This window comes from Ruminococcus sp. BSD2780120874_150323_B10 (assembly GCF_015553695.1).
GTDB classification, from domain to species: domain Bacteria; phylum Bacillota; class Clostridia; order Oscillospirales; family Acutalibacteraceae; genus Ruminococcoides; species Ruminococcoides intestinale_A.
In genome coordinates this window covers 1-15,806 of the sequence record NZ_JADNHD010000015.1, presented here as the reverse complement: position 1 = coordinate 15,806, position 15,806 = coordinate 1, and the positions used below count along the sequence as shown (strand labels likewise).

The 15,806-nt window shown below is 39.8% G+C and carries 11 protein-coding genes; 9 read left to right on the top strand and 2 right to left on the bottom strand.

What is annotated here, in order from left to right:
* Nucleotides 1-37: 37 nt before the first annotated feature.
* From I2E21_RS09680 to I2E21_RS09645, 8 genes are all read left to right on the top strand, one after another.
* Nucleotides 38-1,981, top strand: coding sequence for a PTS fructose transporter subunit IIABC (locus I2E21_RS09680; RefSeq protein WP_195411202.1), 1,944 nt, complete (start codon nt 38-40; stop codon nt 1,979-1,981).
* Nucleotides 1,982-2,092: 111 nt separating this feature from the next.
* Nucleotides 2,093-2,356 (top strand): HPr family phosphocarrier protein, encoded by a 264-nt coding sequence (locus I2E21_RS09675; RefSeq protein ID WP_195411201.1) that lies wholly within the window; start codon nt 2,093-2,095, stop codon nt 2,354-2,356.
* A gap of 58 nt (nt 2,357-2,414) precedes the next feature.
* Nucleotides 2,415-4,115, top strand: a complete 1,701-nt coding sequence (ptsP, locus tag I2E21_RS09670; protein WP_195411200.1) for a phosphoenolpyruvate--protein phosphotransferase — start codon at nt 2,415-2,417, stop codon at nt 4,113-4,115.
* Nucleotides 4,116-4,325: 210 nt separating this feature from the next.
* On the top strand, nt 4,326-5,663 hold the full coding sequence (locus tag I2E21_RS09665) for an MATE family efflux transporter (RefSeq protein ID WP_195411199.1): 1,338 nt from the start codon (nt 4,326-4,328) through the stop codon (nt 5,661-5,663).
* Nucleotides 5,664-5,856: 193 nt separating this feature from the next.
* A complete protein-coding gene (locus tag I2E21_RS09660) occupies nt 5,857-8,070 on the top strand; it encodes a starch-binding protein (protein WP_195411198.1) in 2,214 nt (737 codons plus the stop codon).
* A gap of 124 nt (nt 8,071-8,194) precedes the next feature.
* Nucleotides 8,195-8,575 (top strand): Bax inhibitor-1/YccA family protein, encoded by a 381-nt coding sequence (locus I2E21_RS09655; protein WP_289780785.1) that lies wholly within the window; start codon nt 8,195-8,197, stop codon nt 8,573-8,575.
* Nucleotides 8,576-8,590: 15 nt separating this feature from the next.
* The gene (locus tag I2E21_RS09650; protein ID WP_022234469.1) at nt 8,591-9,484 is read left to right on the top strand and encodes an ATP-binding cassette domain-containing protein; all 894 of its coding nucleotides are present in this window, start codon (nt 8,591-8,593) and stop codon (nt 9,482-9,484) included.
* Between the two features lie 226 nt (nt 9,485-9,710).
* Nucleotides 9,711-10,241 (top strand): hypothetical protein, encoded by a 531-nt coding sequence (locus I2E21_RS09645; protein ID WP_186935483.1) that lies wholly within the window; start codon nt 9,711-9,713, stop codon nt 10,239-10,241.
* 188 nt (nt 10,242-10,429) lie between these two features.
* Here the strand turns inward: I2E21_RS09645 and I2E21_RS09640 are convergent, their stop codons facing one another.
* Nucleotides 10,430-11,515 (bottom strand): ATP-dependent 6-phosphofructokinase, encoded by a 1,086-nt coding sequence (locus tag I2E21_RS09640; RefSeq protein ID WP_022234463.1) that lies wholly within the window; start codon nt 11,513-11,515, stop codon nt 10,430-10,432.
* Complete coding sequence (locus I2E21_RS09635) at nt 11,512-13,671, bottom strand: RNA degradosome polyphosphate kinase (protein ID WP_195411197.1); 2,160 nt, start codon at nt 13,669-13,671, stop codon at nt 11,512-11,514. Before I2E21_RS09635 ends, I2E21_RS09640 begins: the two co-directional genes overlap by 4 nt.
* A gap of 302 nt (nt 13,672-13,973) precedes the next feature.
* Between I2E21_RS09635 and I2E21_RS09630 the strand changes: the two genes are divergently transcribed.
* Complete coding sequence (locus I2E21_RS09630; RefSeq protein WP_195411196.1) at nt 13,974-15,704, top strand: RNA polymerase sigma factor; 1,731 nt, start codon at nt 13,974-13,976, stop codon at nt 15,702-15,704.
* The last annotated feature ends 102 nt before the right edge of the window (nt 15,705-15,806 follow it).

Genomic DNA, 15,806 nt, shown 5'->3' with positions numbered 1-15,806 from the left:
TGGGTAGAAATAAATAAATTAAAAAGGAGAAGAATTTATGCGTATTACTGATTTATTAAAACAAAGTGCCATAGAGCTTAATGTATCAGTGGCAAACAAACAGGCAGCAATCGACAAGCTCGTTTCATTGCACGAAAAGAGCGGAAACCTTGTAAATGCAGCCGAGTATAAGAAAGGAATCCTCGCAAGAGAGGAAATGGGAACAACAGCAGTCGGTATGGAGGTTGCCATTCCGCACGCAAAGAGCACGGCGGTAAAAGCTCCTGCACTTGCAGCAATTACAGTTCCAAACGGCGTTAATTACGATGCTCCCGACGGACAGCCTTGCAAACTTATTTTTATGATAGCGGCTACAACAGACGGTGATGTTCACCTTGAGGTTCTCGCAAGACTTATGCAGCTTTTAATGCATGAAGATTTTACAGCGAAACTTAAAGCCGCAAAAACTCCGAAAGAATTTATCTCGATTATTGACGCAAAAGAAACAGAGAAGTTCCCCGATGAACCAAAGGCAGAAGTTCCTGCAAAGAAGGGTTACAGAGTTCTTGCTATCACAGCTTGTCCAACAGGTATTGCTCATACTTATATGGCGGCTGAATCACTCCAGAAAGCCGGCGACAGCCTTAACATTCCGATTAAGGTTGAAACAAACGGTTCGGGCGGTGCAAAGAATGTGCTTACCGAAGAAGAAATTGCAAATTGTGACGGTATCATCATTGCCGCTGACATCACAATAAATCTTGCCCGTTTTGACGGCAAGCCCGTTTTACAGTGTGCCGTTTCAGACGGTATTCATAAGCCGGAAGAGCTTATCAACAAGATTGTAAACAAAGAAGTTCCCGTATATCATCACAAAGGCGGTTCTGCAGATGCTCCAAAGAAGAGAGGCGGCGCTTACGGTCACCTTATGAACGGTGTATCACATATGCTCCCGTTCGTTGTAGCAGGCGGTATTTTCATTGCAATTGCATTCCTCATTGATATTGCATGCGGTGTTAACGCACAGGAGGCTGGCAGTACATTCGGTACGGTAACTCCTGCAGCCGCATGGTTTAAGACACTCGGCGGTGTGGCATTTAACCTTATGGTTCCTATTCTTTCCGGCTTTATCGCAATGTCAATTGCAGACCGTCCCGGCCTTCTCGTTGGTCTTGTAGGCGGTTTCCTTGCAACATCAGGCGCAACCTTTGCAGATCCGGGTGCTGTTAACACAGTTCCGTCAGGCTTCCTCGGTGGATTGCTTGCAGGTTTCGCAGGCGGTTACTTAATGCTTGCTATTGAAAAAATGTGCGATAAGATGCCCAAGGCTCTTGAGGGTATCAAGCCAGTTCTCATCTATCCGCTTCTCGGACTCGGCGGTATTCTCGTTGTAATGTGCGCAGTCAACCCGTTCATGGGTATGATTAACTCAGGTATGTCAGACGGCCTTAACGCTATTGCCTCTAACCCTGCAATGATGGTTCCGCTCTGTGCGCTCCTCGCAGGTATGATGTCTATCGACATGGGTGGTCCTTTCAACAAGGCAGCTTATGCATTCGCAACACTTAACCTTGCAAACGCAGACGATCAGGCATACATCATTATGGCAGCAGTTATGATCGGCGGTATGGTTCCTCCAATCGCAATCGCTCTTTCAAACACATTCTTCAAGAATCGTTGGACAGACGAAGAAAGAAAGAATGCTCCCGTAAACTATGTAATGGGACTTTCATTCATCACAGAAGGTGCAATTCCTTACGCAGCAGGTCATCCGCTTCAGGTTATCCCTTCATGTATCGTTGGTTCTGCAGTAGCAGGCGCATTTTCAGCTCTCTTTGGCTGTAAGCTTATGGCTCCTCACGGCGGTATCTTCGTATTCGCAACAATGCAGGGTACATGGTATTTCTACCTCCTTGCTCTTGCAATCGGTGCAGTAGTTTCAATGTTTATGCTTGCACTTCTTAAAAAACCTCTTAACAGAGAGATTAAAAAAGTTAAATAAATTTCACAAAAATCTTCCATTCTTTCTTAAAATATGATAAAATAAACTTAATTCAGACAGGGAGTAGCCCTCCCTGTCTGACACAAAACTATTATAAAGGGGTTTTATATTATGGTATCAAAAAAACTTACATTAAATAATGCATCAGGTTTTCATATGCGTCCCGCATCAGTATTTGCAACAGCAATGGCAAAGTTCCAGAGTGATGTTACAATTGATTTCAACTCAAACAAAATCAATGCAAAAAGTCTTTTAAATATTATTGCAGCTTGTATTAAGTGCGGCAGCGAGTTTGTAGTAGAATGTAACGGTCCTGACGAAGAAGAGGCTCTTGCAAAGGCAGTAGAGCTTATTGAAGGCGGACTTGGTGAATAAAAACGGGAGCGTGTCTTTTGGCACGCTTTCTTTCTAAAATTTGAAAGCAGGTGAGGTTATGTTACACGGAACACCCGCTTCCGAGGGTATCGGACTCGGAAGAGTAATGATTGTAGAAGAAGCAAAACTTGAATATAATAATGTAACTGTTACGGATACCGAGGCAGAGGTTGAGCGTTTCAGAAATGCGGTTAAAATATTTTGCGACAATACTGCGGCACAGGCAGATGCGCTGAAAGCGTCGGCAGGTAAAAAAGAGGCAGAAATTCTTGAGGGTCACATTCAGATGATGAAAGACCCGTATATGTGCGGCGAAATTGAAAAGTTGATTGATAACGGTCAGTGCGCCGAGGCTGCACTTGAGTATATGTGCGATATGTTCATCTCCATGTTTTCTGCCACAGATGACGAACTTACACAGCAGAGAGCGGCAGATGTAAAAGACTTAAAAACAAGTATGCTAAGCATTTTGCTCGGAGTAAAAGAAGTAAAACTTTCGGCAGCACCAAAGGGTACGGTAGTTGTCGCAAAAGAACTTACTCCGTCCATGACAGCAGGCATCAATAAAGAAAATATTGTCGGAATTATTACCGAAACAGGCGGTAAAACATCTCATTCGGCTATCCTTGCAAGGGCACTTGAAATTCCCGCCGTGCTAAGCGTAAACGGTGCGGTTTCAAAACTTTCGGCCGGTGCTTATGTAATCGTTGACGGCAGTGAGGGCGTAGTAATTGATGAGCCGGATGACGCTGTTATTCAGGAGTACGATACAAAGAGAATTAATTTTCTTAAAGAGCGCAAAGAACTTGAAAATTTCAGAGGCAAGGCAACTAAAGCTTTAAGCGGTGAGGAATACGAGCTTTTCTGCAATATCGGCAAGCCGGAGGACGCAATAAAGGCAGTTGATGCAGACGGCGAGGGCGTTGGCTTGTTCAGAACTGAATTTTTATTTATGGACAGAACCGCTTTGCCTACAGAGGACGAGCAGTTTGACGCTTACAAAAAGGCGGCACTTACATTAAAGGGAAAGCCTGTAATTATCAGAACTCTTGACATCGGCGGCGACAAGGAAATTCCTTATCTCGGACTTAAAAAAGAGGAAAATCCTTTCTTGGGCTTCAGAGCAATCAGATATTGCTTAAAGCATAAAGATTTGTTCAAAACACAGCTCCGTGCAATTGTAAGAGCAAGCGCTTTTGGCGATGTAAGAATTATGTTCCCGCTTATTACAGCCGTTGAAGAACTTAGAGAGGGCAAGGCTCTTGTTGAAGAGGTTAAGGCTGAACTTAGGGAACAGGGAGTAGAATTTAACGAAAATATCCCTGTAGGCATTATGACAGAAACCTCGGCGGCAGTTATGATTGCTGATATTCTTGCAAAAGAATCCGACTTTTTCAGCATTGGTACAAATGACCTTACGGGTTATACAATGGCTTGCGACAGAGGAAATGACGATGTTGCATATCTGTATTCTCCGTTACAGCCAAGTGTATTAAGGGGCATTAAGTATATTATTGATTGCGCAAACAAGAATAATATTTCTGTGGGTATGTGCGGCGAGGCAGCGGCTAACCCGATGATGGTGCCGTTACTTATGTCATTCGGACTTACCGAGTTCAGTGTATCCGCACCGTCGGTATTAAAGGTAAGAAAAACAATTTCTGCATGGTCAAAGGCAGAGGCAGACAAGGTTGCCGAAAAGGTACTTGCAATGACTACCGAAAAAGAGATAAGCGACTATCTTAAAACTCTTTTATAATTAATCAGATAACAAGTTTCATAATCAAACTCTAAATAATAGTTTGCGAAGGGCAGTGTTCGTTTGAGCACTGCCCAAAGCCTTTTCTGAGGTTCTTTATCAAAATTGGTTTAATTTATGGCTTAGCGGTGTACATCTGCAAAACCGTGATTAAACAATATTCCTTTTTCCGACAAGATATGTTATAATATCTGCGGATAGGTGATTTATGTGAATAATGATTATTTAGTTAAGAAAAAGCCGATGTATGCGCTTTTTGTGTTTGCTCTGCCTATTATTATAGGTAATATTTTTCAGCAGACATACACTATGGCGGACTCGGCTATTGTAGGCAGATTTGTAAGTGAAAAGGCTTTGGCGGCGGTAGGTGCGTCATATTCGCTTACAAATATTTTTATTTGTGTGGCAATCGGCGGCGGAATAGGTGCGTCGGTAATAGTCAGTAGGTATTTTGGCGCCAAGGAATATAAAAAGACAAAAACGGCAGTGTACACTGCGCTGATTGCTTTTACCGCACTTAGTGTTTTGCTTGGAATTATCGGTCTTGTGTTCAGCCGTCTTATTCTTATTGCGCTCAATACTCCGTCTGATGTACTTGATCTGGCGGTAGATTATCTGAACATTTACTTTGCGGGTTTGCCGTTTTTATTTATGTATAATGTGCTTTCCGCAATGTTCAATGCACTCGGAAAATCTAAAATACCGCTTTATTTTTTGATTTTTTCATCGGTGTTCAATGTTGCGCTCGACCTTTTGCTCGTAAAAAATTTCAGTATGGGTGTAACGGGCGTTGCCTGGGCAACACTTATTGCACAAGGAATTTCGGTTGTATTATCATTCATAGTGCTTGTGTGGGAGTTTAAAAAGCTCAACATAGGTCGTGCAAAATTTTTTGAAAAGAGTGAGCTTTTGCCTATGGCAAAAATTGCTTTTCCGTCAATTATTCAGCAGTCAACGGTATCAATCGGAATGATGCTTGTGCAGTCGGTGGTAAACGGCTTCGGTTCGGAGGCTCTCGCAGGATATTCTGCCGCAATAAGAGTGGAATCGCTTTGCATAGTTCCCTTTAACAGTATAAACAATGCTGTGTCTTCGTACACTGCGCAAAATTTGGGTGCAAAGAATGAAAAGCGTGTTGTAGAGGGTTACCATGCCGCAAACATTCTTGTGGCAGCATTTTCTATTTTACTTATTCTGATTATAGAACCTTTTAACGGTTCGATTGTATCAATGTTTCTCGGTGATGACGGCACAATAACCGCAATGAATACGGGCTGCGGATACCTTAGTTTTATGGGGTGGTTCTTCTGTTTTATCGGATTTAAAATGGCAGTTGACGGACTTTTGCGAGGTGCTGGAGATATGAAAATGTTTACAGTCGCAAATTTTGTGAATCTGTTTATCCGTGTGTTTGTCGCAATGGCATTTGCACCGATTTTCGGCTTGCAAATGGTATGGATTGCAGTGCCGATCGGTTGGTTTTCAAATTGGGTTATATCCTTTTTGGAGTACAGAACAGGCAAGTGGAAAAGGATATATAAGAGATAACTGTAAACTAAATAAAAATATTATATAAAATATAGGCATATGATTTATTAAATAAGTCATATGCCTTGCTTTTTTGTTCAAAAATCATTTATACTTTTTGGTCAAGTAAACAAAATTGTTTTTTTATTGTTGTAAATAAAATGAGGTAATGATATAATTTTAAATAAAGTTTGAATTTAGGAGTTGATTTTTTATGAAAACAAGCAAAAAAATTATAAGTTTGTTGCTTAGTGCAGCTATCATTATGTCTGCCATGGTGATAACAGCTGTTTCGGCGGCTGCCGCAGCAGACGGCTCAGAGGTATATTTTGATAATTCGGTTTTTAATTGGGAAAATGTTTATATTTATGCCTATGGTACAAAAGAAAATGCCAAATGGCCGGGTCAGCTGATGAGCGCAACTGATGACGGACTTTACAAGGCAAGCTTTACTTCAGCATATAAATCAGAAAGCATTATTTTTAATAACGGCAAAGAAAAGGACGAGGGCAAGGAGCAGTATCCAAAGGCAAGCGGACTTTCTTTAAAGGCAGGTCAGTGCAAGCTCCTCACAGCCGCAAAGCAGTGGGTAGATTACGGCAAGCCTGATTCTCATGGATACGGAATTGTTTACAAAGCCTCCGGTACAAGCTTTTCATCAGAATTTTTGCAGGTTCAGCTCGGACTAAAAAATGCCTCAGTAGGATACTATTCTGTTGACGGTTCGGCAAAAAAATCTTATACCGACGGCACAATTATTAAAATAGGCGAGGGTAAAATCGGTAACAGCGAAATTACTCTTGTGCTTACAGCAACAGGCGATGACGGTGTTGAAACAACACAGACTTTCACTTACAACAAAACATTTACAGCAGGCAAAACAACTTTTTCTGCTGACTCGGACGGACACACAACAGCTCCCGAAAGCGGCTATTACGGAACAAACCCGAATATGCAGCTGGGTAAATACAAGACAATTTCTGTTGACGGCGATGTAAGCGATTGGGACAGCTCAATGATTATTGCTCAGGGTACAGCAAACGATGACCCCCGAGTATATATGCCATCTTCAATGCATGAGCAGCCGTGGGACGCATACGCTCTCTATGGCGCATGGGACGATGAAAACCTCTACTTTATGTGGGAAATGGCAAATACATCATACATTACTTCTCCGAGCGATAATTTTGCGGCATCAAATGAGGCTCGCCCTTGGAGAAACAGTATTCCAATGTATATTGCGCTTTCAATAGACCCAAGCAAGCAGGCAACAGGCAAGGCAGTAGGCACAAACAAAGACGGCTCTGTTTACACAAATCCGTTTGTATGGGGTTGTGACGGCGGCGTAGCAAAAGACGGCGGTGTAGGCTTTACAACTCACATTGATACACTTGTTGCTTTCGATTCAAACAATTCAAACGGCGGCGCATCAATCTTCAAGGCTGATGTTCAGGATACGGACGGAACATACCTGTTTGATTATGATACAAGAGTTCCGATTGGCGTAACAAGCTATCAGGCACAGGATAACCGGAACGGATTCAAAATTAAATATGCAAACGGCACAAAGAGCGAAACTCTCTACGGTGTAAGAGAAGTAAAGGGCGACAGAACTTTAGGCGACAACACTGACCCTAACTCAAATTGGGTTGATTTCTTTAAACTCGGCTACAAGAAAAACTACGGTTATGTTTACGAGGTTGCTATTCCTTACTCTGCACTCGGTATCGACAGAAATTATGTAGAAACTCAGGGCATTGGCGCAATGCAGATTCTCACATACGGTACTTCGGGTATGGATACACTTCCACACGACCCCTCAATGCTTGATGTTGCAGATGCTGAATACAGCTACGATCCGTCTACTTCACACGAAAAAGAGGATATAGACAACATTACAGTTCCGCTTGCAAGACTTGGCAAGATCCTCCCTGATACACAGGTTCAGGAGGCAGAGTTTGAAGTAAACTTTGGCGCAGACAAGAGCTCATCTCAGCCTGTTGGCACAGCACTCGAGCTTAAAGCAGAGCCATACAACAACCATGGCAATGTTACTTACGAGTTTGCGGTAAACGGTGCAACTGTAAAGACTTCCTCTGACAATACATACAATTTTACAGCAAATAATGCAGGCACATACACATTGTCTGTAAAGGCTATTGATTCAGACGGCTGTATAGCTGAAAGCACAAAGTCGTTCTATATTTCGGACGGCGGCGAGCAGGAAACTATCATAAAGGGCGATGTAAACCGCGACGGAGTTGTAGATGTAAACGATGTTACACACTTACAGATTCACATTTCAAACGACGATAAAAATCCGCTTATTGATGTTACAAATAAGGCTTGGTTTGACGCTGCCGATATGTACGGCGACGGCAAGCTTGATATTCTTGACGCAACCGCATTACAGATTTATATCGCATAATTCGTAAAAGTTATAATCATATTCAAAAGGATTGCAGAGCAAAATCTGCAATCCTTTTTTGTGTATACAGGATGCAAGAATAGTGTAAAATTGCCTATATTGTATTGACATATAAGCTCTTGTAATCGTATTTACAATGCTTTTACTCTATACTTCAGGCAAGATTAAGGCAACAGAAAAATTTAAATCTGTTACACTTGCACTTTTACTTTCAACAATAAGCATTTCAATCCTTGCTTTTATCGGCTACCTCATTACTGCAACAAGAGGTTATGTAATGATTTTCGCAGGAAATCCTATCTTTGACATAGCAATGTCAGTTATTTTTATTATTATCGCAGCTTTGTTTCTTATCAGCGACTTTCAGATTATTCGTGAAACAGTTGAAAATCAGCGCCCAAAAGAATACGAGTGGTCAGTTTCATTTGGCTTGGCATTTACAGTAATTTGGCTCTACTTCAAGGTTCTTGACCTCTTAATAAGAATTTATGACGCTAAAAACTAATTACGGAGAATAATTATGAGTGCAATATTATCGACACAAAATTTAGTGAAAAAATACGGTTATAAAATTGTTTCTAACAACATCAGCCTTACGATAAACAAAGGTGATATTTACGGATTTGTGGGCAAGAACGGCGCAGGCAAAACTACATTTATGCGCCAGGTGTTAGGGCTTGCTTTTCCCGACAGTGGCGAAATTACCCTCTTTGGCGGTGAGCCGCTCAACACTGCAAGGAAGAAAATCGGTTCGCTCATTGAGTTTCCGTCAATTTATAAAAACTGCACCGCATACGAAAATATGAAGAGAATGGCAATTCTTACAGGAAGTTCAGACAAAAGTGTCAGGAAAATTCTTGATTTTGTAGGTCTTGGCAATACAGGCAACAAAAAAGCAGGACAGTTTTCGCTCGGTATGCGCCAGCGACTTGGAATTGCTATGGCTTTGCTCGGCAATCCAGAATTGCTTATTCTTGACGAACCGATAAACGGACTTGATCCGACAGGTATTATGGAGATTCGTGATTTAATCATCAGACTAAATACCGAAAAGAAAATTACCTTTATGATTTCAAGCCATTTGCTTGAGGAACTGTCAAAGATTGCCACACGATATGGATTTATTCATGACGGCAAACTTATAGAAGAAATTTCCGCTGTTGAGCTTTCACAAAAATGCAGCGACAGAGTTTTAATTGTGCCTGACAATCCGCAAAAAGCGGCGGAGATTTTATCAAAAATTATGCCGCCTCAACAGATACATATTTATAATAAATCTGTTTATCTTGACTCAATGATTGACAGAACGGGTCAAATTAATAAATATCTTGTTGAAAATGGTGTTACGGTAAATCAGATTTCTATTCACGCAATTAATCTTGAAGAATACTTTTTACGCAAGGTAGGGGCATAAAATGAAAAGGTTATTATTATTTGAACTTCGTAAGCTTTTCAAAAACAAAAGCTTTTATATTTGGACTTTTGCATCGGTTGCACTTAGTTTGATTTACCTGCTTTGCTCATTCGGTATGTTTTCGTTACAATCTTCGCAAAATATGCAGTGAATAGTATCACCGGAGTCCGGCATTATCAGTGCAATAGGATTTTTTAAAACAAGTCCTGTTACAGTATTTATACTAATGTTTATTTGCAGCTTTATTTGCAATGATTTTGACAACGGCATATTAAAAAATATTATTTCACGAGGTTACAGCAGACAGTCGATTTTTACGGCAAAGTTTATGGCGGTTATTGTCAGCACCCTTTTTATGGTAATCCTCAATTTAGTTGCTGTTTTTGCGGTATCAAGCGCTTTATATCATAACATCGGCTCAATATACGCTCTGTTTATTCCGCAATTAATTATCCTTGTGTTTGGACTTATCTCATTTGCCGGCATATTCTTTATGCTGTGTTCAATCTTTAAAAAGAGCGCTCCTGCAATAGTTGTTTCGTTGCTTGCTCTTTTGGCTTTGCCAACAGGAATATCGATAATCAGCTCATACTTACATATTAATTTAAGCTGTTTATGGCTTGGTAATGCGGTTTCTACCCTTGCAGTAAATAACATTTCGGTACAAACATTACTCGCAAGCGGAGTTTGCATTATAGTTTATTTAGTGGTTTCTTACATTGTTTCTATTTCAGTGGTTAAGAAATTGGAAGTTTGATTTTTATATTAGCAGAAATCTCATTTCATTGATTTTGAAATGAGATTTTTGCTTTTTCGGGCAATTTTTTTGGTTTTGATAAGGAGTGGAAGATTAGTTTTTGTAAAACGATATAATAAAGAAAACGGCAGTGTGAGGTTAATACTCACACTGCCAAAGTTTTCAACATTTCAAGCTCAAATTGTTAATTATTTTTCGTCACCGAAGCAGATGCCCATCTTTCTTGCGGCGGCTACTATTTCGTGGTCGGCAGGAACGGCTTTAAGTTTACCTGCGATTTCTTCGAGCGGAACTGCAACTACTTTATTATTTACAAGTGCAACCATTTTGCCGTAGTCACCGTTTATGATAAGTTCGGCAGCTGCAATACCGAAACGGGTGGAGAGCACACGGTCGTATGCGTCAGGACTTCCGCCCCTCTGGAAATGTCCGGGTACGGTAACTCTTGTTTCCTGACCTGTTGCGTCTTGAATTTCTTTTGCAATTTTGTATGAGATTGACGGATATGCGATTTCAGCCATAGCGGCTTTTCTTTTTTTCTTCGGCATAGCCGCAAGCTCTTTGGAAATTGCACCTTCTGCAACGGCGAGAATTGAGAATTTCTTTCCGCTTTCGGTTCTTTTCTTAATTGTATTAATTACGGAATTAATATCGTACGGAATTTCCGGAATTAAAATAACATCCGCACCGCCGGCAATACCTGCATACAAAGTCAGCCAGCCAACCTTGTGTCCCATAACCTCAACTATAAAAACTCTGCCATGTGAGGTTGCTGTGGTGTGAATACAGTCGATAACATTTGTTGCAATGTCAACGGCACTCTGAAAACCAAAGGTCTTGTCTGTACCCCAAAGGTCGTTGTCAATTGTTTTTGGCAGAGAAACAACATTCAAGCCCTCTTCACGCAAGAGGTTTGCGGTTTTCTGTGTGCCGTTTCCGCCGAGAACAACAAGGCAGTCAAGCTCAAGCTTCTTATAGTTCTTTTTCATTTCGGCAACTTTATCAACGCTGTTTTCGTCAATAACTCTCATAAGTTTGAACGGCTGTCTTGATGTGCCGAGAATAGTACCGCCCCTTGTAAGAATACCCGAAAAATCATCAGGCTTCATCATCCTTGTTTCGTTGTAAATAAGTCCTCGGTAGCCGTCAATAATGCCGATAATCTGCACGCCGTCATTGCCGTAATTCTGATAAAGTGTTTTTGCGACTGCACGGATAGTAGAGTTAAGTCCCTGACAGTCACCGCCGCTTGTTAAAATACCGATTCTTTTCATTCTGCTTTTTCTCCTTCCTTTGCAGGTACTATAGGAGTGCCTACTGTTCTTACATATGTCTGTTTTTTAACGGCATTTTGTGCCTGTTGTGCAAGTTTTGAAAAATGTTTTTGGCTGTTAAGTCGTTTTCTGCCACGCTTATCTACAAGGTGATATGTGGTGTCGGGTAACTGCTTTCTTGCATTTACTGTGTCTTTGAGCGTAACTTTTAAAATCTGTTCAACCCTGTTTTTAATGTCTTCGTCCTCAACGGGGAACACAAGTTCAACTCGTCTGTCAAGGTTTCTCTGCATCCAGTCTGCACTGCCAAGGTAGTAGAGCGGATTGCCGTTGTTTTCAAATTTAAAAATTCGGCTGTGCTCAAGGAGTTGTCCTACAATGCTGATTACCTTTATATTTTCACTCCATCCCTTTAATCCGGGGATAAGACAGCAAATACCACGCACGATAAGTTCAATTTTTACGCCTGCCTGCGATGCCTCGTAAAGCAAGCTGATAATTGCGGGGTCTACAAGTGAATTTACCTTTGCAGTGATTGATGCGGGAAGTCCCTGTTTTGCGTTTTCGATTTCTTTTCTTATCATTTCCTCAAAGAAAGGTCGCATACCTTGAGGAGCAACAATAAATTTATTGTATTCGGGCGGTAAAGAATAGCCTGTAAGTGTGTTGAATAATGACGATGCGTCAAGGCCGTATTCTTCACGGCAGGTAAACATACCGATGTCTGTGTAGAACCTTGCGGTGCTGTCGTTGTAGTTACCTGTACCCATATGCAGATAACGGCGGATTCCGTCCTTGTCTTTTCTGACAACAAGACAGATTTTACAGTGGGTTTTAAGACCTGTAAGACCGTAAATTACATGACAGCCTGCTTTTTCAAGCTTGGTTGCCCACTGAATGTTATTTTCTTCGTCAAAACGAGCTTTAAGTTCTACAAGTACAGTAACCTGTTTGCCGTTTTCGGCGGCTTTAATAAGTGCCGCAACGATAGGAGAGTTACCGCTTACACGGTATAAAGTCTGCTTGATTGCAAGTACATTCGGGTCTTTTGCGGCTTTTTTGACAAAGTCAACCACCACATCAAAGCTCTCATACGGATGATGAACAAGTCTGTCTTTTTCACGGATAGCCTCAAAAATATCATCGCAATCGTAAAACTCGGCAGGCGGATTTACAGGTGTAATAGGCTCGAAACAGAGCTTTTCGCAGCCCTTTATTCTTGCAAATTTAGAAAGGAAAGTAAGGTCAAGCGGACCGTGCTGTACATAAATTTCGTCCTCGGTTACATGCAATGCATCTACAAGGAATTTGCGGATTGACTTGTGGCATTTTTTAGAAAACTCAAGTCTTACAGGCACACCTCGCTGACGCTTTTTAATGGATTTTTTAATTTCCTCCATAAGGTCTTCCGTGTCCTCGTCAATGTCAAGGTCAGAGTCTCTTGTGATTCTGAATGCTGCCGACTGTTTGATGTTATAAAGCTCAAACAGTTCGCCGAGGTGAATAGTAATAATTCTTTCAAGGGTTATAAAGTCACGCTTGCCTTTTGCGGGAAGTTCCAAAAATCTCGGAAGGATTGACGGCACTTGTACAAGCGCATAAAATTCTTCTCCCTCTGCATTTGTAAGCAGAACTGCAATGTTAAGACTTTTGTTTGCAAGCAATGGGAAAGGTCGGCTTGTGTCAACCGCCATCGGTGTGAGGACAGGAAATACCACTCTCTGAAAATAATCGTCTGCAAATGCTTTTTGCTCGTCGGTCATTTCATCTGCCTTAACAAAGTTAATACCGTTTGCTCTCAGTGACGGAATAATGGAACGATTGTAGCAGTTGTACTGCTTTTCGGCAAAGGCATGTACTTTTTCACTGATTTTTTTCATCTGCATTTTAGGGGTAAGTCCCGACGGGTCGGGCTTATTTGTGCCACGATGAATATTATCAAGTACGCCTGCAACACGAACCATAAAAAATTCGTCAAGGTTAGACGCTGTAATAGAAAGGAAGTTACACCTTTCCATTATAGGATTTTCCTTTTCAAAAGCCTCTTCAAGTACACGGGCGTTAAAATCGAGCCAGCTTAGCTCTCTGTTATTGTAAGGCATTTCAGGCCATTTTTTTAAATCTTGTTTCTTTTTTACATCAATTGTTGAAGTCATTATATCACTCCTTATTATTCTTATTATATTGTTAAATCTTAAATATTTCAAGTAAAATTTATGTAAAAGTTACAAAAAATTTTTAAAAAGTCATTTGTAATTATTCGTATTAAAAGTTTGAAAAAATAAATACCCATAAACAGCGTTTTTATGATATAATAAAATTTAGCACAAAAATAATAAAAATCATAAATCAAAAAAATTTAAAAAAATATTAAAAATTTTAAAAAAATTAAATGGAAGTTGATTTTCAATCGTCTATATTATGTACTGCTTTTTATACTGATTTAAAGGAGATATTTATGGAAGAAATAAGTAGTTTAGTAATTAAAGCCAAAAACGGTGATAATACGGCATTTGACAGGTTGTATTATCTTACACAGCAAGAGGTGTGGTTTACCTGCATAAGTTTGTTGAAAAACGAAACTCACGCAGAGGAAATTATGCAAAATACATATGTTACCGCATTTTTAAAGTTGAATACTCTTGAAGAAAACGCTAAATTCCCTGTATGGGTTAAGAAAATTGCGGTAAATAAATGTAAGGACTTTTTTAAAGCCAAACAGGAACTGCAGCTTGATGATGAAATTCTTGAGAATTATTCTGAAACTTCGGAAATAACAATTCCAGAGGAATATATAACCGATAATGAAAATCGCAGAATAATTTTAGAAATTATGCAGAATACTTTGTCGCAAGTACAATACAGAGCCGTTTTTATGTATTATTTTGATGAAATGTCAATAACAGAAATTGCAGAGGTTGAAGATTGCCCTGCGGGTACTGTAATGTCACGCCTTAATCTTGCCAGAGCAAAAATGAAAAAGGCAATTTTAAAGTATGAAGAGGAAAACAACGATAAATTGCACATTGTTGTACCCGTTCCGTTTTTTACTTCTCTTTTCATTACAGAGGCAAAAAACTTAATTGTTCCGAAGATAAATATAACATCTCAAAATTTAGAACCGAAAAGCAGTACATTAAAAGCAGAAAAAAATATAGGCGAATTTGGAGGAAAATTAATGTCAAAATCAATTCTTTTAAAACTTTTTGCAATAGTTGCAGCTTTTGCTGTTGTTATTGGCGGAATTACGGCTGCGGTGGTAGTGAATAACAAAAATAAGGATAAAAACATCGATGATGTTGTTTCTCAAATAAACAGCAATATTTCCGATGAGAACAGCGGAGCTGACAACGGAGAAGACGGATTAACTCAAATTGATTACAGCCTTGATGAACAGGTGCTTTTTGATAACGACAAGTGTACTGTCACTGTCACGGGTTGTGAGATGTATAGTAACAGATTTGAGGTAAAAGCAGAACTCAAAAATAAAACAACAGATGAAGAAATAGAAGTTGATACAGATTTTAGCGATTACTTTTATGTAAACAGGTATTATTGCCATGATATTGGTAGGGTTGGCTATGGTTGCACAGATCCGGGCGAAACAGATTCATTCAGCATAGAATTTGATCTTGAACAAATTAAAAAATGCGGTATAAATTCTATTGATGAAGTGGCATTTAACCTACAGGTATATAATACTGAAAATTATTCTGACGAAGAAACATTTTATTGTAATCAAATATTTTATTTGTATCCAACAGGCAAAACAGCTGACGAAATCACTCCGCCGGCAAGAGAAAATACAAATACCGAACAGGTTGTTTTTGACAATGAATACGGTACTTTATTGTATTTAGATACAGACCACACCTCATCAGAAAAATATGATAGATTAAGATTATATGCACATAATAAAACAGATAAAACTGTAAAGTTTGAGATGCTCAGTGCAAAGATTAACGGAAACGATACTACAGCATATACAACACAGTATTGTGCCGCTGATATGAATTGCTATTATTATATTTTAGTAGATAAAGAGGATATTGAAAAGTACAAAAATGCATCGGGAAAAAATATTTTAGAATTCAGAATGATAGAAGAAGATTCTGAAACCCACGCATGGGCAAGCGGAGTTTCGGGAGATAGAGCTTTGTATGAGGATACATGTACAATTGAATTTTAAACCAAAAAACGGTCATTCGCACATTTGAACTGACCCCAAAAAGTTAGACAAAGTTATAAAGAAATAATTATGCAAAGCGACTAAGAGAGATCTTGGTCGCTT

Excerpts from the sequence above, each read along its gene's own strand:
- I2E21_RS09650 (WP_022234469.1), top strand. The coding sequence starts at position 8,591 with ATGAGTGCAATATTATCGACACAAAATTTAGTGAAAAAATACGGTTAT.
- I2E21_RS09640 (WP_022234463.1), bottom strand. The coding sequence starts at position 11,515 with ATGAAAAGAATCGGTATTTTAACAAGCGGCGGTGACTGTCAGGGACTT.
- I2E21_RS09675 (WP_195411201.1), top strand. The coding sequence starts at position 2,093 with ATGGTATCAAAAAAACTTACATTAAATAATGCATCAGGTTTTCATATG.
- I2E21_RS09680 (WP_195411202.1), top strand. The coding sequence starts at position 38 with ATGCGTATTACTGATTTATTAAAACAAAGTGCCATAGAGCTTAATGTA.
- I2E21_RS09645 (WP_186935483.1), top strand. The coding sequence starts at position 9,711 with ATGTTTATTTGCAGCTTTATTTGCAATGATTTTGACAACGGCATATTA.
- ptsP (WP_195411200.1), top strand. The coding sequence starts at position 2,415 with ATGTTACACGGAACACCCGCTTCCGAGGGTATCGGACTCGGAAGAGTA.
- I2E21_RS09630 (WP_195411196.1), top strand. The coding sequence starts at position 13,974 with ATGGAAGAAATAAGTAGTTTAGTAATTAAAGCCAAAAACGGTGATAAT.
- I2E21_RS09635 (WP_195411197.1), bottom strand. The coding sequence starts at position 13,671 with ATGACTTCAACAATTGATGTAAAAAAGAAACAAGATTTAAAAAAATGG.
- I2E21_RS09660 (WP_195411198.1), top strand. The coding sequence starts at position 5,857 with ATGAAAACAAGCAAAAAAATTATAAGTTTGTTGCTTAGTGCAGCTATC.